Genomic DNA, 20,320 nt, shown 5'->3' with positions numbered 1-20,320 from the left:
CCGGTTTTCAGGCGGCACGGAACCGCGCGGAAGGACGATGGTCGACCTGATCAGAGCAAAGTCTAGCGCGCCGCGCGGGATTCCCCCGAATCCTGGGGATGTTCAGCGATCCGTCGCGCGGGATTCGGGGACGATGTCGATGCGCCACCCCGTGAGCCGCGCGGCCAGGCGGGCGTTCTGCCCCTCCTTGCCGATCGCGAGGGACAGCTGGGCGTCCGGGACGACGGCGCGCGCGGAACGGGCACCCTCGTCCAGCACGTTCACCCGGGACACCCGTGCCGGGGACAGGGCGTTGCCGATGAACCGGGCGGGATCGTCCGAGTAGTCGATGATGTCGATCTTCTCGTCTCCGAGCTCGTTCATCACCGCGCGCACGCGCGAACCCATGTCACCGATGCACGCGCCCTTGGCGTTGGCCCCGGGGCGCTTGGCGGCCACGGCCATCTTCGTGCGGTGCCCGGCCTCGCGCGCCAGGGTCACGATCTCCACGGAACCGTCCGCGATCTCGGGGACCTCCATCTCGAACAGTCGGCGCACCAGATCCGGGTGGGAGCGGGACAGCGTGATGGACGGACCCTTGAACCCGCGCTTGGCCTCCACGACGAACGCGCGGATCCGCTGACCGTGCTCATAGCGCTCCCCGGGGACCTGCTCGTGCGGCGGCAGCAGTCCCTCCACGGTGCCCAGGTTCACCTGGACCATCTTGGGGTTGTTGCCCTGCTGGATCTGACCGGAGACGAGTTCCCCCTCGCGGCCCTTGAAGTGACCCAGGACGTTGTCGTCCTCGACGTCGCGCAGTTTCTGCAGGATGACCTGGCGCGCGGTCGCGGCGGCGATACGACCGAAACCGGACGGGGTGTCGTCGAACTCGCCCACCCGCTCGTCGTTCTCGTCCAGCTCGGGAGCCCAGATGGTCACGTGTCCACTGCGACGATCGACCTCGGCACGGGCGCCGTTGATGGCCCCCGGCGAGCGCATGTACGCGAGCAGCAGGGCCTGTTCGATCGTGGGGATCAGCACGTCCACGGGGATGTCGCGCTCGCGTTCCAGCAAGCGCAGGGTGCTCATGTCGATGTCCATGTGTCCGGCCTTCCTTCGCACCACGCGGGGGTTCCGCACCGTATTCGGGGCCGGGAACCAAACAGCGCGCCGCACGCGGGGTGCGGAGCGCTGCTGCATGGGTCTGTCTCGTGTTCTTCCGGCTATCGTACATCCCGCGGGGACGTCAGATCTCCACCTCCACCTTGGCTCCGCGCACGTCCACGTAGGCCACGCGCTCGGGGTCCAGGTACTTCACCGGCATTCCCTTCTTGGGTTGGTGCCAGCGCTGGACCACGGCGTGGTCCTCGTGCGCCTCGAGCAGCCGCGCCGAGTAGCGCTCCCCCTCCGCGGGCCGGATCCGCACGAGGTGACCCACGCTGCGCCGCCAGTGCCGCGGCGTCTCCAGGTCGCGCGTGGCCCCCGGCGAGGACACCTCGAGTTCGTACGGCGGGCCGGGCACGGGGTCGTCGCGGTCCAGGGCGTCGGAGACCTGCCGCGCCACCTCCGCCACGCGATCCAGGCTCAGAGAGTCCGTACCGTCCGGCAGGTCCACCAGCACGCGCAGCATCCGGTTCCCGCCCTGGCCCGTGAACTCGCACTGCTCCAGGAAGAGCCCGGCGGCCTCGACCACCGGTTCCACGCTCGCGCGGATGCGCGTCTCGTCCACTGTCGTCATATCCGTCCTCCTCGTGCGGCTCGCGGGGTCACCGCGCCGCGTTCGTCCTGCGTGCTGCTCCCTATCATGGAACAGACCCGTCCCCCGGAGGAATTCGTGAGTTCTCGCCCGCCCGCACCCCCCGCCAGCGCCTGGCGCGTCCTGGCCGTGGCGCTCACCCTGGTCCTGGTGCTCGTGCTCGCCGCGGGTTTGTGGGCTCATTGGCGTTCGTTGTCCGACGACGACGCCGCACGCCTCGGCGCGCGCGCGACCGTCGCCTCCGTGCGTGCAGACCTGGACCCCGATCCCTCGGTCCTTCCCGACGCCGTCCTGACAGATCAGGAGGCCGCGTTCGGTCCGGCGGCAACTCCCTCCCAGGCCCGCCACCTCGAGGCACGCGGTACCGGGGCCCCGCCGAGTTCACTGGCCGACGCCGCAGCCCGGCTCGAGGACGTCGCCAGGACCTCGCCGAACGGGGAGCTGGCGGCCACCGCCGCGAGCGTCGCGGCGTCGTGGTGGGCGGCGGAGCCACCGCCGGCTGGCGCGGACCCCACCGCACGCCGAACAGAAGAGAGCGAGGCGGGTTCGGGGGCCGGTTCCCCCGCGGCATCGAAAGTACCCACCGAGGAAAGGGACGGCGGGGACACCGACGACGACGCGGCGTCGTCGTGCGAACCTGCGCAGCTCGCCGCGGTCACGGCCCTGGACCGTGCGCGGTTCACCACCGAGGCGGCCGCTGCGCGGATCCCGGCCGACGCCGCACAGAGGGGCACCATGGACGCGGTCATGGACACGCTCGATGCCACGCTGCGTGAGCCGGCGGTGACTCCGATGTTGTCGTGCGATCCCGCACCCGTCGCGGGCGGTCACGTCCTGCCCGCCGGCTTCGCGGAGGACCCCGCCCGAGCGGTGGGCGGGACACTGCGCGAGGCGAGCGCCGCCCTCGTGTCCGCCGTGGGGGCGTCGTCGCCCGAGGACCGGGACTGGCTGCTCACGGCGCTGCTGGAGACGGCCGTCGCAGCGCAGCGCCTGGACCCCGAACACCCGGTGCCCGCCCTGCCGGGGAGGGACTGACGCGCGGCGCACGCGCCGGTCAGCGACCCGTGAGGACGTCCCACCCGAGCTTGGCGATCAACACCGTGACCACCGTGAAGAAGACCACGCGGATGAACGCGCTGCCCCGGGCCACCGCGGTGCGTGCGCCGAGGTAACCCCCGGCCATGTTGCTGAGCCCGAGCACGAGACCCAGCCCCCACAGGACGGAACCGTGCGCCGCGAAGACCGCGATGGCGCCGACGTTCGTGGCCAGGTTGACGATCTTGGCCTTCGCGCTCGCCGCGAGGAAGCTGTAGCCCAGTAACGATACGAGCCCGATGATCAGGAACGACCCCGTTCCCGGGCCCATGACGCCGTCGTAGAAACCGATCAGGGCGCCCAGCGCGACAGCCAGTCCGTAGTGCCGCGCGCCGGTGTGTCGCAGCGCGGTGAGCTGACCCATGGACGGCTTGGCCACCGTGAACACGAGCACGGCGATCAGCGCGAGCACGATGATCGGCTTGAACACCGCGGCCGGGAGTGTGGCGGCCACGGCCGCACCCGCCCCCGACGCGACGAGGGCCACGACGGCCATGGGCAGCGCGGTGCGCAGGTCCGGGTGGATACGACGGTAGAACGTCACCGCGGACGTGGTCGTGCCGAAGACCGAGCCCATCTTGTTCGTCGCGAGCGCCTGGACCGGTGTGATGCCCGGGATCAGCAGCATCACGGGCAGTTGGAGCAACCCTCCACCGCCCACCACGGCGTCGATGAACCCCGCGGCGAAACCCGTGAGCACCAGCAGCACGACGAAGCCGGAGGCGGCGGAGTCCAGACCGGAGCCCGCGAGGGAGGACAGGTCCATGACGGAACACCCGGGCCGGGACTACAGGGTGTCGTCCGCGGGGGTGTCCGATCCGCGCCGCTCGGCGGTGAGTTCGGCAACCACGTCCTCGCGCGCGATGTCCCGGGACTGCCTGCTGCGGCGGTCCTTGAGCTCGAGCATCCCGTCCTTGAGCCCGCGGCCCACCACGAGCACGGTGGGTACGCCCAGCAGCTCGGCGTCGCCGAACTTCACACCCGGGGAGACCTTGGGACGGTCGTCGAACAGGACGCTGATCCCGGCGTCCTCGAGGTGCGCGACGATCTCCTCCGCGGCCTCGAGCACCTCCGTGCCCTTGCCCGTGGCCACCACGTGGACGTCCGCGGGGCTGAGGTCGCGCGGCCACAACAGGCCCTTGTCGTCGTGGTAGAACTCCGCCACGGCCGCGAGCGCGCGGGTCACGCCCACACCGTAGGAGCCCATGGTCACGGTCACGAGTTTGCCGTTGCTGTCCAGCACCCTGAGCCCGAAGGCATCGGCGTACTTGCGCCCGAGCTGGAAGACGTGGCCCATCTCCATGCCACGCGCGATCTCGAGGGGCCCGGAACCGTCCGGTGCGGGGTCCCCGTCACGCACGGTGCAAGCCTCGAGGGTGCCGTCCCACGTGAAGTCGCGCTCGGCGACCAGGTGGTAGACGTGGGTCTCGGCCACGTTCGCGCCGGTGATCCACGAGGTGCCCGGCACCACGCGGGGGTCCACGAAGTACGGGATGCCCGTGCGGGACGCGGAACCGAGCAGGGCGTCGTCGCGGCTCAGACCCGGACCGATGTAGCCCTTGACGAGTTCGGGCACGGCACGCAGCTCGTCCTCGGTCGCGGCGGCGACCTCGAGTTCACCGCCCTGTCCGAGGGCCTCACCGATCCCGGCTTCCACGCGCTTGAGGTCCACGTCGCGGTCCCCGGGAACGCCCACGGCCACGAGCTGACGCTTACCACCGGGCAGCGAGACGGACAGCACGACGTTCTTGAGCGTGTCCGCGGCGGTCCACGGCTCGCCTTCGCGGGGGTGCAACTCGTTGGAGCGCTCCACAAGCGTCTCGATCGTGGGGCTCGCGGGGGTGCGGTGCACTTGGGCCGCAGGAGCGTCCGCGTAGTCGATCGGTTCCGGGACCACCGTCGTCACGGCTTCCACGTTCGCGGCGTAGCCTCCAGCCGAGCGCACGAAGGTGTCCTCACCCACGGACGAGGGGTGCATGAACTCCTCGGACCGGGATCCGCCCATGGCCCCCGAGGTCGCGGACACGGCCACGACCGGCAGGCCGAGGCGTTCGAAGATCCGCACGTACGCCGCGCGGTGCTTAGCGTAGGACTCGTCCAACCCCGCGTCGTCGATGTCGAACGAGTAGGAGTCCTTCATGATGAACTCCCGCCCGCGCAGCAGACCCGCGCGGGGGCGGGCTTCGTCCCGGTACTTGGTCTGGATCTGGTACAGCGAGACCGGGAGGTCCTTGTAGGACGAGTAAAGATCCTTCACGAGCAGCGTGAACATCTCCTCGTGCGTGGGCGCGAGCAGGTAGTCCGCGCCCTTGCGGTCCTGCAGCCGGAAGAGGTTCTCACCGTACTCGGTCCAGCGGTTGGTGGCCTCGTAGGGTTCGCGCGGCAACAGCGCCGGGAAGTGCACCTCCTGGGCGCCGATCGCGTTCATCTCCTCGCGCACGATCCGCTCGACCTTCCCCAGGACGTTCAGCCCCAGGGGCAACCACGTGTAGATCCCGGGCGCCGCGCGGCGGATGTACCCGGCGCGCACCAGGAGCTTGTGGCTGTCCACGTCTGCGTCCACGGGGTCTTCGCGCAGCGTGCGCAGGAACAAGGAACTCAGGCGAAGGGGCATGAAGGGATCCTATCCACCCGTGAAGGGATCGATCGAAGCGGCGGGTATCCCCGCGAGTCTATCGCTGAGCGGCACCGGCGCACGCCGGGCCCGGGGGCTCACAGGAGGACCGTGGCGAAATCCCCGTGCCGCCGGAAACCCACTCGGCGGTATGTGGCCAGGGCGGGTGCGTTGAACGAGTTCACGTAGAGGCTCACGGTCGGGACGTACTGCCGGGCGAGCGCCACGGTCGCGGCCATACACGGCACGGCCAGTCCCCTCCCCCGGTACTCGGGGTCCACCCACACGCCCTGGATCTGGCACACGGACCCGTGCAGCGACCCGATGTCCGCCTTGAAGATCACGGTGCCGTGCTCGTCGGTGAGCACCGCGGTCCTGCGATCGCGCACGAGGGAGCGTACTCGCTGGCGGTAACCCTCCGCCCCGGTGGTGAAGGGGGAGTACCCCACTTCCTCGGTGAACATGGCCGCGGCCGCGGGCAGCACGCGAGGGAAGTCCTCGTCCTGCGCCCATCGCACATCGCGGGCGGGCCCCGTGAACAACTCGGGTGCGGGATCACGGTCCATCACGAGTAGCGGTTGCACGGGACGGACGTCGAAGGGTTCGGGCCACGTGTCCCGCAATCGTTCCCACAGTCCGAGCACGGGATCAGCGGGACCGAAGAACGAGGCGAAGCGGGGGCCGCCGCGGGCCAGGACGTCCGCGACGAGGTCCGTCCCGGTCCGGTCGAGCACCACGGGGACCACGTTGGTTCCCGCCCAGCACGCGCCCACGAGCTCGCCGGAGGAGTCCACCACACCGATCACGGGCGGCTGCCGCCGACCGCGGGCGGCCCGGATCCGGGCCACGTGCGCCGCGACGAACACCCCGGACACCGCGTGCCGCGCCAGCAGGCGGTCCAGTGCCGACTGGTTCACGGCGGCGGGTGAGAGCACCCGCGGGGCGCGGCGCAGGATCACCCGGCGGTCACAACCGGCGCGCCCTCGACCGGCTGGCCGTTCTCGTCCAATTCCATGCTCTCGGCCATCTCATTGGCCTGGGCGAGCAGGGTCTCCACGATCTGGTCCTCGGGAACGGTCTTGATGACCTCACCGCGCACGAAGATCTGGCCCTTACCGTTGCCCGAGGCCACGCCCAGGTCCGCTTCGCGGGCTTCTCCCGGGCCGTTGACGACGCAGCCCATCACGGCCACGCGCAGCGGCACGGTCAGGTGTGCCAGGCCCTCGTTGACCTCCTCGGCGAGCTTGTAGACGTCCACCTGCGCGCGCCCGCACGAGGGGCACGAGACGATCTCGAGCTTGCGCGGGCGCAGCCCAAGCGACTGCAGGATCTGATTGCCCACCTTGACCTCTTCGACCGGAGGCGCGGACAGGGACACGCGGATGGTGTCCCCGATGCCCTGACCGAGCAGGATGCCGAAGGCGGTCGCGGACTTGACGGTGCCCTGCAGGGCCGGGCCGGCCTCCGTGACACCCAGGTGCAGCGGCCAGTCCCCGCGCTCGGCAAGCAACTGGTAGGCGCGCACCATGGTCACGGGGTCGTTGTGCTTGACGGAGATCTTGAAGTCGTGGAAGTCGTGCTCCTCGAACAGCGAGGCCTCCCACACGGCGGACTCCACGAGCGCCTCCGGGGTGGCCTTGCCGTACTTCTGCAGCAGGCGCTTGTCCAGGGAGCCCGCGTTCACGCCGATCCGGATGGACACGCCCGCGGCCTCCGCCGCACGGGAGATGCCCTCGATCTGGTCGTCGAACTTGCGGATGTTGCCCGGGTTCACGCGCACACCGGCGCACCCGGCGTCGATCGCGGCGTAGACGTACTTGGGCTGGAAGTGGATGTCCGCGATCACCGGGATCGGGGACTTCATGGCGATGATGGGCAGGGCGTCGGCGTCGTCCTGGGACGGGCACGCCACGCGCACGATGTCGCAACCGGCGGCGTTGAGCTCGGCGATCTGCTGCAGCGTGGCGTTGATGTCCGTGGTGGGGGTCGTGGTCATCGACTGGACGCTGATCGGGTGCTCCGACCCCACACCCACCGCACCCACCTGGATCTGGCGGGTCTTGCGCCGGGGCGAGAGCACCGGTTGGGGCGCGGCGGGCATACCGAGATTGACCGAGGTCACGAATTGCCTCCCAAGGAAGTGGCGTCCGGGGCCCGTGACGCGCGCCCCGCGATGTTGCACTGTCCATTGTGCCCCACTCCTCCCACGTGCTACAGCCGCACGTGATGCGCCGAACACGACGCCGCCCCCGGAATGTTCCAGGGGCGGCGTCGCCATGGTACGGGGCGCGTGAGCGTCAGCGGCGCATGATCCTGCGCGCGAGCCAGTTGCCGAAGAACTGCACGAGCTGGACCAGGATGATGATCACGATCACCGCGGCCCACGTGACCTGGTCGTTGAAGCGCTGATAGCCCAGGCGCAACGCGAAGTCACCCAGACCACCGGCACCGATCGCACCGGCCATCGCGGACATGTCCGTGATGCCGATGACCAGGAACGTGTACCCCAACACGAGCGGGCCGAGCGCCTCCGGCAGGATCACCGTGGTGATGATCTTCCAGCGCGAGACCCCCATGGACCGCGCGGCCTCGATCACCCCGGGATCCACCGTCATGAGGTTCTGCTCCACGATGCGGGCCACCGCGAACGTAGCGCCGATGGTCATGGTGAAGATCGCGGCGTTGGGGCCCAGGCGCGTGCCCACGACCGATTCCGTGACCTGACCCAGGGCGGCCAGCAGGATGATGAACGGGATGGGACGCACGAAGTTCACCAGGAGGTTCAGCGCGGTGAACAGTGGACCGTTCTCCAGGATGCTGCCCCGCCGGGTCACGTAGAGCCCCATGCCCACGGCCAGGCCGATGAGCCCGGCCAGCACGAGGGTCACGGAGACCATATACAGCGTCTGCCCGGTTGCGTCCAACAACTGCGGGCCCAGAGCAGACCACTCCATCACTCACTCACCTCCCGCACCGTGGTGACGGCGCGCAGACTCTCGACGGCGCGGTCCACGGACTCGTCCGAACCGGTCAGGGACAGCGTGAGCGTTCCGAAGGACTGTGACTGCAGGATGGAGATCCCCCCGAAGGCAATGTTGAAGCTGACACCGTCACGGGCGGCGTCCGAGAGCACGTCCCCGATCCGGTTCTGGTCGGTGACGTCCACCAGCACGAGCCGCCCGGGGTGTTCCCGGCGCAGCTTCTCGATCTCGTCCGCGCGCGGCACGGTGCGCGTGACCGAGGAGACGAACTTGCGCGTGGTCTGCGCCCGCGGGTGGGCGAAGACCTCCGCGGTGGTCCCGGTCTCCACCACCCGACCGCTGTCCATCACGGCCACGCGGTCCGCGGTGGCCCGCACCACGTCCATCTCGTGGGTGATCAACACGATGGTGATCCCCAGCTCACGGTTGACGCGCTTGAGCAGACCCAGGACCTCCTGGGTGGTCTCCGGGTCCAACGCCGAGGTGGACTCGTCCGCGAGCAGCAGTTCGGGATTGCTCGCGAGCGCGCGGGCGATCCCCACGCGCTGCTTCTGACCACCCGAGAGCTGCTCGGGGTAGTTCCCGGCGCGCTCGGTCAAGCCCACGAACTCCAACAGTTCCGCGACCCGCGCCTTGCGTTCCTCGGGCTTCCACCCGGCACGCTTGAGCGGGTACTCGATGTTGCCCGCCACGGTGCGTGACGTGAACAGGTTGAACTGCTGGAAGATCATCCCGATCTTGCGGCGGATGGGCGCCAGCTGGGACTCGCTGCGCCCGTCCACACGGTTACCGGCGACCTCGAGCGTCCCGGACGAGATCGGTTCCAGGCCGTTGATCAGCCGCACGAGGGTGGACTTGCCCGCCCCCGAGTAGCCGATCACCGCGAAGATCTCACCGCGGCGGATGTCCAGGTCCACGGAGTCCACCGCGGTCACGGTGCGCGGGCGGCGTTTGGACCCCGTGACGAAGACCTTGCTCACGTCCCGGAAACTGACCAGGGTGTCCGCCGTGGCGGACGGGCTCACTTGGTCTGCTCCTTGAGGTCCTGCGAGTAGCGGGCCAGCAAGTCCTTGAGCTCCTGCTGATCCACCTTGGTGGGCACCGCGGTGCCCTTGGTCTCGGTCTTCTCCGCCTCCTGGACCTTGTCGTCGTAGTAGAAGCTCGCGACCTTCTTCAGGGTCTCGTTGTCCGCGTTCGCCTCGGTCGCGGCGAAGAGGTTGTCGTACACCTTGGCGCTGTCCGCGGTGGGATCGTCCTGAGCCAGCGCGGACTTGGGATCGATGTTCGCGCGGTCCAGGAAGTCGTTGTTGACCACGGAGGCGGCCACTGAGTCCATGGACAGCACGGTCTGCTCGGCGGAGACCGGGCGGACCGTGACCTTGGACTTGGCAGTGTCGATGTCCTGCTCGGTGGGGGCGATCGTGTCCTTGGTGAACTCCACGAGACCCTGCTGGTGCAAGAGGTTCAGGGCGCGGGACAGGTTGATCGAGTCGTTCGGCACGGCGATCTCGTCACCCTGCTTGAAGTCACCCACGGATTTCACGCTCTTGGAGTACAGCCCCAGCGGGAAGATGGACGTGGAGCCCACGGGAGTGATGGTGTCCCCGGAGTTGTTGTTGTAATCGGCGAGGTACGCGATGTGCTGGAACCAGTTCATGTCGATGTCACCGCTCTTCAGAGCGGGGTTCGGCTGGCTGTAGTCACTGAAGTCCACGTACTCGACCGTGATGTCGTTGTCCGCGGCGACCTGCTTCAACGCGTCCTGCACGGGGGTCGAGCCCACGATCCCGACGGTGATCTTGCCGTCCGCGGCCGGGTCCGAGTTGTCGGAGCCGCCGCCGCACGCGGTGAGGGTGAGGCCCAGGGTGGTGGCCAACACGACGGGAATCAAACGCTTGGTTCGCATGATCATGCCTTTCCAGGGGTCTGTGACGGGGACTCGCGGGGCGAACAGTCCCCCCTGGATGAGGGCACACGGGACGGGCACGTGCTGATTTCCGGGGAACCGCACTTGCCGTGATCTGTTGCAACCGCGACCGGATGGTCATCTGGGGCACCCCGCTACGGGAGAGGGTTGCCGTCCGGCCAGCCAGAGCTACGCGCCGGATCTCGTCATCCACTCGGAATTTTAGCACGGCCCTGCCATGGGCCGGCGACCGCCGGAAGGGCCCTATGCCATCCCGGCGATACGTTCGTCCGCGCGGGCCCGGGCCCACTCCTCCGCCCCCAGGACGTCCTCGAGGGTGGGCCGCGTGACGCCGTCGTGATCCTCCAGCACACGCTCGACCATGTCCACGATCTGCGTGAAGCCGAGCGCCCCGCGGTGGAACGCGTGCACGGCCTGCTCGTTGGCGGCGTTGAACACCGCGGGCCACGTCCCGCCGCGCGAACCCGCGTGCTTCATGAGCTCCACGGCGGGGAACGCCTGCGAATCGAGCGGTTCGAACGTCCACTGTGCGGCCCGGGTCCAGTCGCACCCCGCGGCGGCGCCGGTCACGCGGTGGGGCCAGCCGATTCCGAGCGCGATGGGCAGGCGCATGTCCGGCGGGGACGCCTGCGCCAGGGTGGATCCGTCCACGAACTCCACCATGGAGTGCACGACCGATTGCGGATGCACCGTGACGTCGATCCGGTCCAGGGGGACGTCGAACAGTAGGCTCGCCTCGAGCACCTCCAGTGCCTTGTTGACCATGGTCGCGGAGTTCGTGGTGACCATGACCCCCATGTCCCACGTGGGGTGCTGCAGGGCCTGTTCGGGTGTCACACGCGTGAGCTGCTCGCGCGTCATGCCGCGGAACGGTCCGCCGGACGCCGTGAGCACGAGCCGACGCACCTCGGAGGCCGTCCCGGAGCGCAGGGCCTGGGCGATCGCCGAGTGTTCGGAGTCCACGGGGATCAGCGCGTCCTCGAGGCCCGTGTCCGCCGCTGCGCGCAACACGAGCGGACCGCCCGCGATCAGGGACTCCTTGTTCGCGAGCGCCACCCGCCGACCCGCTCCCAGCGCCGCCAGGGTGGGTGCGAGCCCGATGCTCCCGGTGATCCCGTTCAGCACGAGGTCCGAACCCTCCCACTGCGCGATCCGGGTTGCAGCGTCCGGCCCATACAGGACCTCGGGTGCCGCCGACGACGCCGCGCGTGACCGGTCCGCGATCAGCTCACGCAACCGGGTGGCGTCGTCCGCCGTACCGCTCGTGCCCACCGCACGGACACCGAACGTCACGGCCTGCTGAGCGAGCAGCTCGAGGTGACCCGCGCCCGCGGCGAGCGCCACGACCTCGAAGGGCTCGTGGGTGGCATCCGAGACGGGCCGGCGCAGCCCCGCGGCCTCGGACACGACGTCGAGCGCCTGCGTCCCGATGGATCCCGTGGACCCCAGGATCACGAGGCGCCGGGGGGCCTGCCGGGTGGCGGAGTCGAGATCGGGGGTCATGCCGGTGGAGGAAGTCATGACCCCAGTATCGCGTGAGCGCCGCACCCCGCACGCACGGCACCGAGCACACGACTCCGGACGCACGACACGGGAGATACGACAAGGGCGCCACCCGGAGGTGACGCCCTTGTGTGGATGGCCCGTTCAGGACCCGCGGATGATTCAGCGACGGCGGCCGACGACGGCGCCGTAGATGAGCAGCACGATGATCGCGCCGATCACGGACGTGATGATCGTGCCGATGCTGAAGCTGTTGATCCCGTCGCTCAGGCCGGGGATGAAGCTACCCAGCCAGCCGCCCAGGAAGGCCCCCACGATGCCGAGGATGATGGTGACGATGATCCCGCCACCCTGCTTGCCCGGAAGGATCAGCTTGGCGAGCGCGCCGGCGATCAGACCGAGGATGATCCAGCTAATGATGCCCATTTCTCCACCTCTGGTTCTCGTTGTGCGCGTTTGCGGTGTTCCGCAACCGCATGTGGTCAGCGAACTGGTTCACAGTGTAGTACCAGACACCAACGCTACACGGGCCGCCGCGTCCGGATGAAACCGGACACGGCGGCCGTGTCAAGGGGCGGTGAACCAGGTCAGTGCGAGACGGCCTTCTCCGCTCCCACTCCCGTGAGGGAACGCACTTCCATCTCGGACTGCTTGCGCGGGTCCTCCGGCCGGCGCTCGCTGAGCGAGCCCAGGAAACCGAGCAGGAAGGACGCCGGGATCGAGATGATGCCGGGGTTGGACAGCGGGTAGAACGCGAAGTCCGCGCCGGGGATCATGGAGGTCTCCGATCCGGACATCACCGGGGAGAAGATAATGAGCACCACGGAGATGATCAGCCCGCCGTACATGGACAATACCGCGCCGCGCGTGGTGAAGCGCTTCCAGTAGAGCGAGTAGAGGATGGTGGGCAGATTGGCGGAGGCCGCCACCGCGAAGGCGAGGGCCACGAGGAACGCCACGTTTTGACCCTGCGCGCCAATGCCGCCGGCGACCGAGATCAGGCCGATGACCACCACGGTGGTCTTGGCCACCCGCAGTTCCTGACGCGGGTCCGAGGTGCCCTTCTTGATCACGGACGTGTAGATGTCGTGTGCGAAGGACGCGGAGGCCGTGATAGCCAGACCGGCGACCACGGCGAGGATCGTGGCGAACGCGACCGCCGCAATCAGACCCATGAGGATGGACCCGCCGAGTTCGTACGCGAGCAACGGAGCCGCCGAGTTCACACCACCAGGCGCGCCCTTGATCCGGTCCGCACCGATCAGCGCGGCCGCACCGAACCCGAGCACCAGGGTGAAGAGGTAGAATAAGCCGATCAGAGTGATCGCCCAAACCACGGACTTGCGGGCCTCCTTGGCGGTGGGCACCGTATAGAAGCGCATGAGCACGTGCGGCAGGCCGGCGGCGCCCAGGACGAGGGCCAGACCCAGCGAGATGAAGTCCAGCTTGGAGATCTCGCTCACGCCGTACTTCAGTCCGGGATCGAGCATCGCGGGGTTGTTGTTCGTCTCCACGGCCGCGCCGAGCATGGTCGAGAAATTGAACCCGAACAAGACCAGGATCCACACGGTCATCACGGCGACGCCGGATACGAGCAGGCACGCCTTGATGATTTGCACCCATGTGGTGCCCTTCATGCCGCCCACGAGCACGTAGACGATCATGATGACGCCCACGATCACGATCACCAGGGACTGCCCGGCCCGGGAGCCGATCCCCAGCAGCAGGGACACCAGGGCCCCCGCCCCGGCCATTTGCGCCAGGAGGTAGAAGAACGTCACGGCCAGGGTGGAGATGGACGCCGCGACCCGCACGGGCCTCTGCCGCAATCGGAACGAGAGCACGTCCGCCATGGTGAACTTGCCGGTGTTGCGCAGCGGCTCGGCGATCAGTAGCAGGGCTACGAGCCACGCGACGAAGAAGCCGATCGAGTACAGGAACCCGTCGTAGCCCTGCAGGGCGATCGCGCCCACGATGCCCAGGAACGACGCCGCGGAGAGGTAGTCACCCGCGATGGCCAGACCGTTCTGGGTCCCGGAGAACGAGCGCCCACCCGCGTAGTAGTCCGCGGCCGTGGCGGTGGACTTGGACGCCCGGATCACGACCACGAGCGTCACGAGCACGAACGCCAGGAAGATCGAGATATTGATCGCGGGGTTGCCCACGGTGGACGTGGCGGTCTCCGCCAGGTGCACCGCGGGTGTCGAGAGGGCGGGGACGGCGATCATGGCCGGGCCTCCTGGTGGTCGTCGGCCCGGTGGCCGGAAGTGGATTCGAGGTCCTCACGCAACGCGGTGGCCTGCGGATCGAGCTTGCGGTTGGCGAAGCTCACGTACGCGGCGGTGATCCCGAATGTGGTGACGAACTGCAGCAGACCCAGGATCAGACCCAGGTTGACGTTGCCCACGACCCGCGTGGACATGAAGCCCGGCGCGTAGATGGCGAGGACCACGTAGAGCAGGTACCAGACCAGGAACGCGATGGCCAGGGGGAAGACGAAGGATCGGTGGGTCGAGCGCAGCCGTTGGAACTCGTGCGAACGCTGGACCGCGGGGAAGTCGATGCCCCGGGTTGCCGTGGAACCGTTGGGGTCGACAGGGGGCGTGGACGCCATGTGTGCCTCCTTGTGTGATGGCCACCACAGTACGCACTGTGTATCCAATGACACAAGACATGCCCGTCACAACGTCGAAAAACCCCTGAAATTCGCGGTTTGGTTAGCCCACCTTACAATTTTGATCGATCTGTGTATACATTCAGCGTCATGGCGCGCCGCTACGGCCGCATGGCCAGGACGAACTCCACGGCCCGGTCCAGGAACGCGTCCACCTGTTGTTCCTCGTAGCTGCGCTGACCCTGGGCGGATCGAAAGACCGCCGTCCTCACGAGCCGCGGGTCCACCTCGGGTTCACCGCGCAACGCGTCCATGAGCCGGTCGCACAGCACGTCCACGTCCGCCGCCGCGTAACCCAGCGTGCGGTGCGAACTCGGCCGGCGGAAGCGTTCACCGTGCGGGCGGTTGAGCCGCCCCAGCAACAGCCCGGCCAACAGCTCCAGGTGCTCCTCCCAGCGCCGGGCGCCGTGCTCGGCCACGAACGCGGCCTTCTCCCGCGCGAACAGCTCGTCCTCCACGGCGTCCAGGTGGGCGTCCACCGCTCCGGGGTCGTAACCGCCCTTGACGCGGTCGAACACGCGCTCGCGCACCTGCCGGCTGCCCAGCCGACGACGCCGCTGCGCCGCCTCCGCGCTCTCGGGTTCACGGTCCGCGTCGGTCGCCCCGGCGGTGTCCGCGGACGCAGCAGAGTCCTCGGCGGTGACGGGGTCCGTGACATCGGCCGGGTCAACGACCGGCTCAGCGACCGTCCCGGGGCCCGCGACCGGGTCCGCGTGGCCACCGGGGGCGGGCAGCGTCGTCGTATGCATGACCGCGGCGAGGCGGTCCAGGAAGTCGTCCACCTGGGCGGGGTCGTAACCCCAGGCCCGCTCGCCGAGGCGATCGAAACGTTGCTGAGTACTCATACCCGCCCTTCCGCGGCCGGGACGCGACCCGCGAGGGGCGGCGTCCGTGCGTCCCGGGCGCGCGGGCGGTCGGCCCGCGACCGCGTCACCCCAGGACGGTGAACAGTTCGAAGATCACGTAGCCGGTGATCACGGCGAAGACGATGGAGTCGATGCGATCCATCACTCCGCCGTGACCAGGCAGCAGGGTCCCCATGTCCTTGATCCCGATCTCCCGCTTGATCATGGACTCGGAGAAGTCGCCCACGGTGGCCACGACGACGATCGCGACCGCCAGGACCGCGCCCTGCCACCACGGCATCTCCACGAGGAAAAGCGCGCACAGTACGCCCACGACCACGGCACCGCCCACGGATCCGGCGAAACCCTCCCACGACTTCTTGGGAGAGATCTTGCGGGCCATGGGGTGTTTGCCCCATACGACCCCCACCGCGTAGCCGAAGGTATCGGAGCTGACGGCCAGCAGGATGATCGTGAGGACCTTGTGGGGGCCGTCCGGGGAGTGGTAGAGCAGCACCGCCGTACTCAGCAGGAACGAGGCCCACACGAGCGCGAACACCGAGCCCATGATGGACAGCATCATCCCCTGCTTGGGCCCGAAGGCCCGCCACACCACCACGAGCGTCACGGCGAGCACGAGCGCCATGGACAGCGCCTCCGCCCCGCCGAAGAACGCCGCGAGCGGCATGAGCACCGCCGCGATCACCGCGGGGACCTGCGGGATCTGCACGCCCTTGTAGGTCAGTGACCGCGCGATCTCCCACACCCCGATACCCGCCGCGGTCCCGGCCAGCAGGGCCAGTACGAGCGGGACGAAGAACAGCCCCGTGACGAGCGCGCCGATGAGCACGACGGCCACGGCCACGGCGGCCGGGAGGTTACGGCCCGCCCGCGAGGGGGCCTTGTGCTCGGTGCTGCGCTGTAAGGGGCGGGTGAGGGCCTGCCGCAGCGAGCCCGTGGTGACCAGGGGGTCGTGCGCCCGCCCCTGCTCCCCCGCCGGGGCGGGAGACGGCTGGCGGGTGTCGCGGTGCGGGGAGCCGGGGGAATCAGCCGATGCCATCAGGCGCCGAGCAGTTCGGCTTCCTTGTTCTTAAGCAGATCGTCGATCTGGTCGATGTGTTTCTTGGTCGCAGCGTCCAGGTCCTTCTCGCCGCGCTTGCCGTCGTCCTCGCCGACCTCACCGTCCTTGACGAGCTTCTCGATGGCCTCCTTAGCGTGGCGGCGCACGTTGCGCACGGACACCCGGCCCTCTTCCGCCTTGTTCGAGACAATCTTCACGTACTCCTTGCGGCGCTCCTCGGTGAGCTCGGGCATGACCACGCGAATCACGTTGCCGTCGTTGGCGGGGTTCGCGCCGATATCCGAGTCCCGCAGGGCCTTCTCGATGTCGTTGAGAGCGCTGCGGTCGTAGGGGGTGATCAGCAGGGTGCGGGCCTCGGGGGTCTGGAACGACGCGAGCTGCTGCAGCGGGGTGGGCGTGCCGTAGTACTCCACGAGCAGGCTCGAGAACAGCGCCGGGTTGGCCCGGCCGGTACGAACCGTGGAGAAGTCCGTCTTGGCGGCGTCCACCGCCTTACCCATCTTGGTCGTGGCATCCGAGAGGACATCTGAAATCACGGGTGTTTCTCCTTATGAGCTGGCCGGCCGGCGGTACTGACGCCGGTGGCGACGGTTCGTTCTCCCCACTCTAACGGGCAGGGGGTGGCTGGTCGCGCGATGCGACGGCCCGCGAGACCTTACGGGGTGACCAGGGTCCCGATCTCCTCGCCCAGCACCGCGCGGGTCACGTTGCCCGCGCCCTCCATGCCGAACACGCGCATGGTCACGTTGTTGTCGCGGCACAGCGCGAACGCGGTCTGGTCCATCACGCGGATGTCCCGCGCGATTGCCTGGTCGTATGTGAGGCTCGCGAGACGCTGCGCGTCCGGGTCCTTACGCGGGTCCGCGGTGTAGACGCCGTCCACACCGTTCTTGGCCATGAGGACCTCGCTCGCGTGCACCTCCAGGGCGCGCTGCGCGGCCACGGTGTCCGTGGAGAAGTAGGGCAGGCCCGCACCCGCACCGAAGATCACCACGCGGTCCTTCTCCATGTGGCGGATCGCACGGCGGGGGATGTAGGTCTCCGCGACCTGCTCCATCTTGATGGCGGACTGCACGCGCGTGTCCACGCCGCACTGCTCCAGGAAGTCCTGCAGCGCCAGGCAGTTCATCACGGTGCCCAGCATGCCCATGTAGTCGGCGCGCGAACGGTCCATCCCGGCCTGGGAGAGCTCCGCGCCGCGGAAGAAGTTGCCGCCACCGACCACCACGGAGGTCTCCACGCGGCCCACGGTCGCGGCGATCTGTTCGGCGATCTCACGCACCACCGAGGTGTCCACGCCCACGCTGCCGCCACCGAAGACCTCGCCCGAGAGCTTGAGCAGGACCCTGCGACGTGCCGGTTCGGTGCGCCGCAGCTGCCGGTCCCCGCCGAGGGCCTCGTCCTGGGGTTCCGATTCGATGATGCTGGGCATGGATCCTCCCGGGGGCCGATTCGTGGTCATGAGGCGGCCCGCCCGTGGCAGACCGCCCTCCAGCATACAGAAGCGGCGGGGCACCCCCGGTCCCCCAGTGGTGCCCCGCCGCTTCAGTGCGGGACGCGCGACGGTCTCCCGTCGAGACGTCGCTGTGGGCCTCACGTGCTCGGCGCACGCGGGACCCCGCGAACGGGTGCTCAGGCCCCCACGCGGAACCGCGCGAACGCGGTGGCGGTGGCGCCGGCCTCGGACAGCACCTGGCCCACGGACTTCTTGGCGTCCTTGGCGAAGTCCTGGTCCACGAGCACGACGTCCTTGTAGTAGCCCTTCAGGCGACCCTGGACGATGTTCGGGATGATCTTCTCGGGCTTGCCCTCGTTGCGAGCGGTTTCCTCCGCGACGCGCTTCTCGTTCTCCACGGTCTCCGCGGGGACGTCCTCCTCGGAGAGGAAGGACGGGGACATCGCGGCGATGTGCACGGCAACGTCGTGCGCGGCGGTCTCGGCGTCAGCACCGGACACGGCCAGCAGGACACCCACCTGGGCGGGCAGGTCCTTGGAGGTCTTGTGCAGGTACACGGCCACGTGGTCACCGGCCACACGGGCCACACGACGCACGACGACCTTCTCGCCCAGCAGCGCACCGGTCTCGGTCACGAGATCGGAGATGGTCTTGCCGTCCACCTGGGCGGCCAGCAGGGACTCGAGGTCCGCGGCGTCGGAGGCCACGGCGGCGTCGAGCACCTTGTTGCCGAACTCCACGAACGGGGCGGACTTGGCCACGAAGTCGGTCTCGGAGTTGACCTCGACCATGTAGCCCACGTTGTTCTCGGTGCGGGCCACAATGATGCCCTCGGCGGTCGAGCGACCCTCGCGCTTGGTCACACCCTTGAGGCCCTTGACGCGGATGATCTCCTGGGCCTTCTGGGCGTCACCGTCGGCCTCATCCAGGGCCTTCTTGACGTCCAGCATCCCGGCACCCGTGCGCTCGCGCAGGGCCTTGATGTCGGCAGCGGTGTAGTTCGCCATGTGAACTCCTCTGTTGTCGGTTCGTCCGTGCCGGACGCCTCAGGACGCCCGGCACGGTTCCGGTCACCACGATGGGTCACCGGGAAGAATGGAAGGTGAACTCGCTCACCGGCCTTATTCGGCGGCGGGGGCGTCCTTCTGCTCGGTCTCGGCGGGCTGCTCGGCGGCGGGCGCGGCCTGCTCGGCCGGGGCCGCCTGCTCGGCGGTCTGCTCCTTGTGCTGTTCCAGCAGCTCGCGCTCCCACTCGGCCATGGGCTCCTCGACGGCGTTGGACTTGCCGTTGTTGCGCTCCATGAGGCCCTCGGCCACGGCGTCGGCGATCACGCGGGTGAGCAGTGAGACGGAGCGGATGGAATCGTCGTTACCCGGGATCGGGAACGCGACCTCGTCCGGATCGCAGTTGGTGTCGAGGATCGCGACGATCGGCACGCCGAGCTTCTGCGCCTCGTCCACCGCGAGGTGTTCCTTCTTGGTGTCCACGATCCAGACCAGGGACGGGGTCTTGGTGAGGTTGCGGATGCCGCCGAGCGTGCGCTCCAGCTTCTCCTTCTCGCGGCGCAGCAGCAGCAATTCCTTCTTGGTGTACTGCGAGCCGGCGACGTCGTCGAAGTCGACCTCTTCCAGTTCCTTCATGCGGTCGATCCGCTTGGAGACCGTCTGGAAGTTGGTGAGCATGCCACCGAGCCAACGGTGGTTCACGTAGGGCATGCCCACGCGGGTCGCCTGCTCGGCGATCGCTTCCTGCGCCTGCTTCTTGGTGCCGACGAAGAGAATGGTGCCGCCGTGGGCCACGGTCGACTTGACGGCCTCGTAGGCCTTGTCGATGAAGCCCAGCGACTGCTGAAGGTCGATGATGTAGATGCCGTTGCGCTCGGTGAAGATGAAGCGCTTCATCTTCGGGTTCCAGCGACGGGTCTGGTGGCCGAAGTGGACGCCGTTGTCGAGCATCTGGCGCATGGTAACGACAGGCATGTCGTCTCCTCATGAATAATGGACGGCCCGCGGGCCGTCTCGGTGTTTACGGTTGTCGACCGGCCGTGCCGGTCCCTGGCGCGATTCGTGAGTCCTACTCGTGGAGCAGGCTCCCGTGGTTCCATACCGCGACCACCCGGTAACCGGGGCCTCGGACCGAGGACCACGCACCCGGGCGGACCGTGTCCGCCGTGGGTTCCCTCGCGCGCGAAGTCAGCCATCCCGCATTGGCGCGCACCCGCGAGCGGGCACGGCGAACCAATGGCAGAGTGACTGCACCCTGTAGGATACAGCATCGCGCGGCGTCCTCGCTCCACATCGGAGCGCCACCCCGCCCCTTCGGACCGGGCTGCCGCACGCTGTCGTCATGTGTTCCTCCGGTCACGACGACGCCGCCCCGCCCATTCCTCGTCACCCACCCGTTCCAACG

At 68.7% G+C, this 20,320-nt stretch carries 20 protein-coding genes and 1 riboswitch; of the genes, 1 reads left to right on the top strand and 19 read right to left on the bottom strand.

Going from position 1 to position 20,320, the window contains the following annotated elements; translation table 11 throughout:
- Positions 1 to 102: 102 nt before the first annotated feature.
- Both nusA and rimP read right to left on the bottom strand, forming a co-directional pair.
- Positions 103 to 1,080: a transcription termination factor NusA gene (gene nusA / locus J1M36_RS11880; protein WP_064845967.1), complete on the bottom strand. Its 978-nt coding sequence runs from the start codon at positions 1,078 to 1,080 to the stop codon at positions 103 to 105.
- 145 nt (positions 1,081 to 1,225) lie between these two features.
- Positions 1,226 to 1,717, bottom strand: coding sequence for a ribosome maturation factor RimP (gene rimP, locus J1M36_RS11875; protein ID WP_085106671.1), 492 nt, complete (start codon positions 1,715 to 1,717; stop codon positions 1,226 to 1,228).
- 96 nt (positions 1,718 to 1,813) lie between these two features.
- Here rimP and J1M36_RS11870 point away from each other — a divergent pair, with 96 nt between their 5' ends.
- A complete protein-coding gene (locus J1M36_RS11870) occupies positions 1,814 to 2,770 on the top strand; it encodes a hypothetical protein (RefSeq protein ID WP_206479812.1) in 957 nt (318 codons plus the stop codon).
- Positions 2,771 to 2,789: 19 nt separating this feature from the next.
- Here J1M36_RS11870 and J1M36_RS11865 read toward each other — a convergent pair whose 3' ends face one another.
- The 17 genes from J1M36_RS11865 to rpsB all read right to left on the bottom strand — a co-directional run bounded on the left by J1M36_RS11865 (position 2,790) and on the right by rpsB (position 19,890).
- Entirely contained in the window at positions 2,790 to 3,596 is an 807-nt protein-coding gene (locus J1M36_RS11865) for a TSUP family transporter (RefSeq protein WP_035963513.1), read from the bottom strand.
- Positions 3,597 to 3,617: 21 nt separating this feature from the next.
- Positions 3,618 to 5,444 carry a proline--tRNA ligase gene (locus tag J1M36_RS11860; RefSeq protein ID WP_206479810.1) on the bottom strand — a complete coding sequence of 609 codons (1,827 nt, stop codon included), beginning with the start codon at positions 5,442 to 5,444 and terminating at the stop codon, positions 3,618 to 3,620.
- Between the two features lie 98 nt (positions 5,445 to 5,542).
- Positions 5,543 to 6,403 (bottom strand): GNAT family N-acetyltransferase, encoded by an 861-nt coding sequence (locus J1M36_RS11855; protein WP_206479808.1) that lies wholly within the window; start codon positions 6,401 to 6,403, stop codon positions 5,543 to 5,545.
- Positions 6,400 to 7,566, bottom strand: a complete 1,167-nt coding sequence (gene ispG / locus J1M36_RS11850; RefSeq protein ID WP_064845973.1) for a flavodoxin-dependent (E)-4-hydroxy-3-methylbut-2-enyl-diphosphate synthase — start codon at positions 7,564 to 7,566, stop codon at positions 6,400 to 6,402. The genes J1M36_RS11855 and ispG overlap by 4 nt, the downstream gene beginning before the upstream one ends.
- A gap of 175 nt (positions 7,567 to 7,741) precedes the next feature.
- Positions 7,742 to 8,398, bottom strand: coding sequence for a methionine ABC transporter permease (locus J1M36_RS11845; protein ID WP_035963525.1), 657 nt, complete (start codon positions 8,396 to 8,398; stop codon positions 7,742 to 7,744).
- Entirely contained in the window at positions 8,398 to 9,450 is a 1,053-nt protein-coding gene (locus tag J1M36_RS11840) for a methionine ABC transporter ATP-binding protein (protein WP_064845974.1), read from the bottom strand. Before J1M36_RS11840 ends, J1M36_RS11845 begins: the two co-directional genes overlap by 1 nt.
- A complete protein-coding gene (locus tag J1M36_RS11835; protein WP_206399333.1) occupies positions 9,447 to 10,331 on the bottom strand; it encodes a MetQ/NlpA family ABC transporter substrate-binding protein in 885 nt (294 codons plus the stop codon). The genes J1M36_RS11840 and J1M36_RS11835 overlap by 4 nt, the downstream gene beginning before the upstream one ends.
- A 96-nt stretch (positions 10,332 to 10,427) precedes the next feature.
- Positions 10,428 to 10,542: riboswitch (SAM riboswitch) on the bottom strand.
- Between the two features lie 53 nt (positions 10,543 to 10,595).
- Positions 10,596 to 11,855 (bottom strand): 1-deoxy-D-xylulose-5-phosphate reductoisomerase, encoded by a 1,260-nt coding sequence (dxr, locus tag J1M36_RS11830; protein ID WP_206479947.1) that lies wholly within the window; start codon positions 11,853 to 11,855, stop codon positions 10,596 to 10,598.
- Between the two features lie 162 nt (positions 11,856 to 12,017).
- Positions 12,018 to 12,281, bottom strand: a complete 264-nt coding sequence (locus tag J1M36_RS11825; protein ID WP_035963529.1) for a GlsB/YeaQ/YmgE family stress response membrane protein — start codon at positions 12,279 to 12,281, stop codon at positions 12,018 to 12,020.
- Between the two features lie 161 nt (positions 12,282 to 12,442).
- Positions 12,443 to 14,083: a cation acetate symporter gene (locus J1M36_RS11820; RefSeq protein WP_064845976.1), complete on the bottom strand. Its 1,641-nt coding sequence runs from the start codon at positions 14,081 to 14,083 to the stop codon at positions 12,443 to 12,445.
- Entirely contained in the window at positions 14,080 to 14,469 is a 390-nt protein-coding gene (locus J1M36_RS11815; protein WP_064845977.1) for a DUF485 domain-containing protein, read from the bottom strand. The genes J1M36_RS11820 and J1M36_RS11815 overlap by 4 nt, the downstream gene beginning before the upstream one ends.
- Positions 14,470 to 14,630: 161 nt before the next feature.
- Positions 14,631 to 15,374 (bottom strand): DivIVA domain-containing protein, encoded by a 744-nt coding sequence (locus tag J1M36_RS11810; protein ID WP_064845978.1) that lies wholly within the window; start codon positions 15,372 to 15,374, stop codon positions 14,631 to 14,633.
- Between the two features lie 85 nt (positions 15,375 to 15,459).
- Complete coding sequence (locus J1M36_RS11805) at positions 15,460 to 16,434, bottom strand: phosphatidate cytidylyltransferase (protein ID WP_206479806.1); 975 nt, start codon at positions 16,432 to 16,434, stop codon at positions 15,460 to 15,462.
- The gene (frr, locus tag J1M36_RS11800; protein ID WP_035963538.1) at positions 16,434 to 16,991 is read right to left on the bottom strand and encodes a ribosome recycling factor; all 558 of its coding nucleotides are present in this window, start codon (positions 16,989 to 16,991) and stop codon (positions 16,434 to 16,436) included. The genes J1M36_RS11805 and frr overlap by 1 nt, the downstream gene beginning before the upstream one ends.
- Positions 16,992 to 17,110: 119 nt before the next feature.
- Complete coding sequence (gene pyrH / locus J1M36_RS11795) at positions 17,111 to 17,887, bottom strand: UMP kinase (protein WP_064845980.1); 777 nt, start codon at positions 17,885 to 17,887, stop codon at positions 17,111 to 17,113.
- 200 nt (positions 17,888 to 18,087) lie between these two features.
- The gene (gene tsf / locus J1M36_RS11790) at positions 18,088 to 18,918 is read right to left on the bottom strand and encodes a translation elongation factor Ts (RefSeq protein WP_085106658.1); all 831 of its coding nucleotides are present in this window, start codon (positions 18,916 to 18,918) and stop codon (positions 18,088 to 18,090) included.
- Positions 18,919 to 19,032: 114 nt separating this feature from the next.
- Positions 19,033 to 19,890, bottom strand: coding sequence for a 30S ribosomal protein S2 (gene rpsB, locus J1M36_RS11785; protein WP_193519694.1), 858 nt, complete (start codon positions 19,888 to 19,890; stop codon positions 19,033 to 19,035).
- Positions 19,891 to 20,320 lie beyond the last annotated feature (430 nt).

This window comes from Kocuria sp. KRD140, from assembly GCF_017168375.1.
Taxonomy (GTDB): Bacteria; Actinomycetota; Actinomycetes; order Actinomycetales; family Micrococcaceae; genus Kocuria; species Kocuria marina.
Note: the sequence above shows the minus strand (reverse complement) of the source record. Positions and strands in the feature narration are given on the sequence as shown.

Bases quoted from the DNA above. Each gene is read 5' to 3' on its own strand.
- nusA (WP_064845967.1), bottom strand. From the start codon at position 1,080: ATGGACATCGACATGAGCACCCTGCGCTTGCTGGAACGCGAGCGCGAC.
- rimP (WP_085106671.1), bottom strand. From the start codon at position 1,717: ATGACGACAGTGGACGAGACGCGCATCCGCGCGAGCGTGGAACCGGTG.
- J1M36_RS11865 (WP_035963513.1), bottom strand. From the start codon at position 3,596: ATGGACCTGTCCTCCCTCGCGGGCTCCGGTCTGGACTCCGCCGCCTCC.
- J1M36_RS11860 (WP_206479810.1), bottom strand. From the start codon at position 5,444: ATGCCCCTTCGCCTGAGTTCCTTGTTCCTGCGCACGCTGCGCGAAGAC.
- J1M36_RS11845 (WP_035963525.1), bottom strand. From the start codon at position 8,398: ATGGAGTGGTCTGCTCTGGGCCCGCAGTTGTTGGACGCAACCGGGCAG.
- J1M36_RS11835 (WP_206399333.1), bottom strand. From the start codon at position 10,331: ATGCGAACCAAGCGTTTGATTCCCGTCGTGTTGGCCACCACCCTGGGC.
- dxr (WP_206479947.1), bottom strand. From the start codon at position 11,855: ATGACCCCCGATCTCGACTCCGCCACCCGGCAGGCCCCCCGGCGCCTC.
- J1M36_RS11825 (WP_035963529.1), bottom strand. From the start codon at position 12,281: ATGGGCATCATTAGCTGGATCATCCTCGGTCTGATCGCCGGCGCGCTC.
- J1M36_RS11820 (WP_064845976.1), bottom strand. From the start codon at position 14,083: ATGATCGCCGTCCCCGCCCTCTCGACACCCGCGGTGCACCTGGCGGAG.
- J1M36_RS11815 (WP_064845977.1), bottom strand. From the start codon at position 14,469: ATGGCGTCCACGCCCCCTGTCGACCCCAACGGTTCCACGGCAACCCGG.
- J1M36_RS11810 (WP_064845978.1), bottom strand. From the start codon at position 15,374: ATGAGTACTCAGCAACGTTTCGATCGCCTCGGCGAGCGGGCCTGGGGT.
- J1M36_RS11805 (WP_206479806.1), bottom strand. From the start codon at position 16,434: ATGGCATCGGCTGATTCCCCCGGCTCCCCGCACCGCGACACCCGCCAG.
- pyrH (WP_064845980.1), bottom strand. From the start codon at position 17,887: ATGCCCAGCATCATCGAATCGGAACCCCAGGACGAGGCCCTCGGCGGG.
- tsf (WP_085106658.1), bottom strand. From the start codon at position 18,918: ATGGCGAACTACACCGCTGCCGACATCAAGGCCCTGCGCGAGCGCACG.
- rpsB (WP_193519694.1), bottom strand. From the start codon at position 19,890: ATGCCTGTCGTTACCATGCGCCAGATGCTCGACAACGGCGTCCACTTC.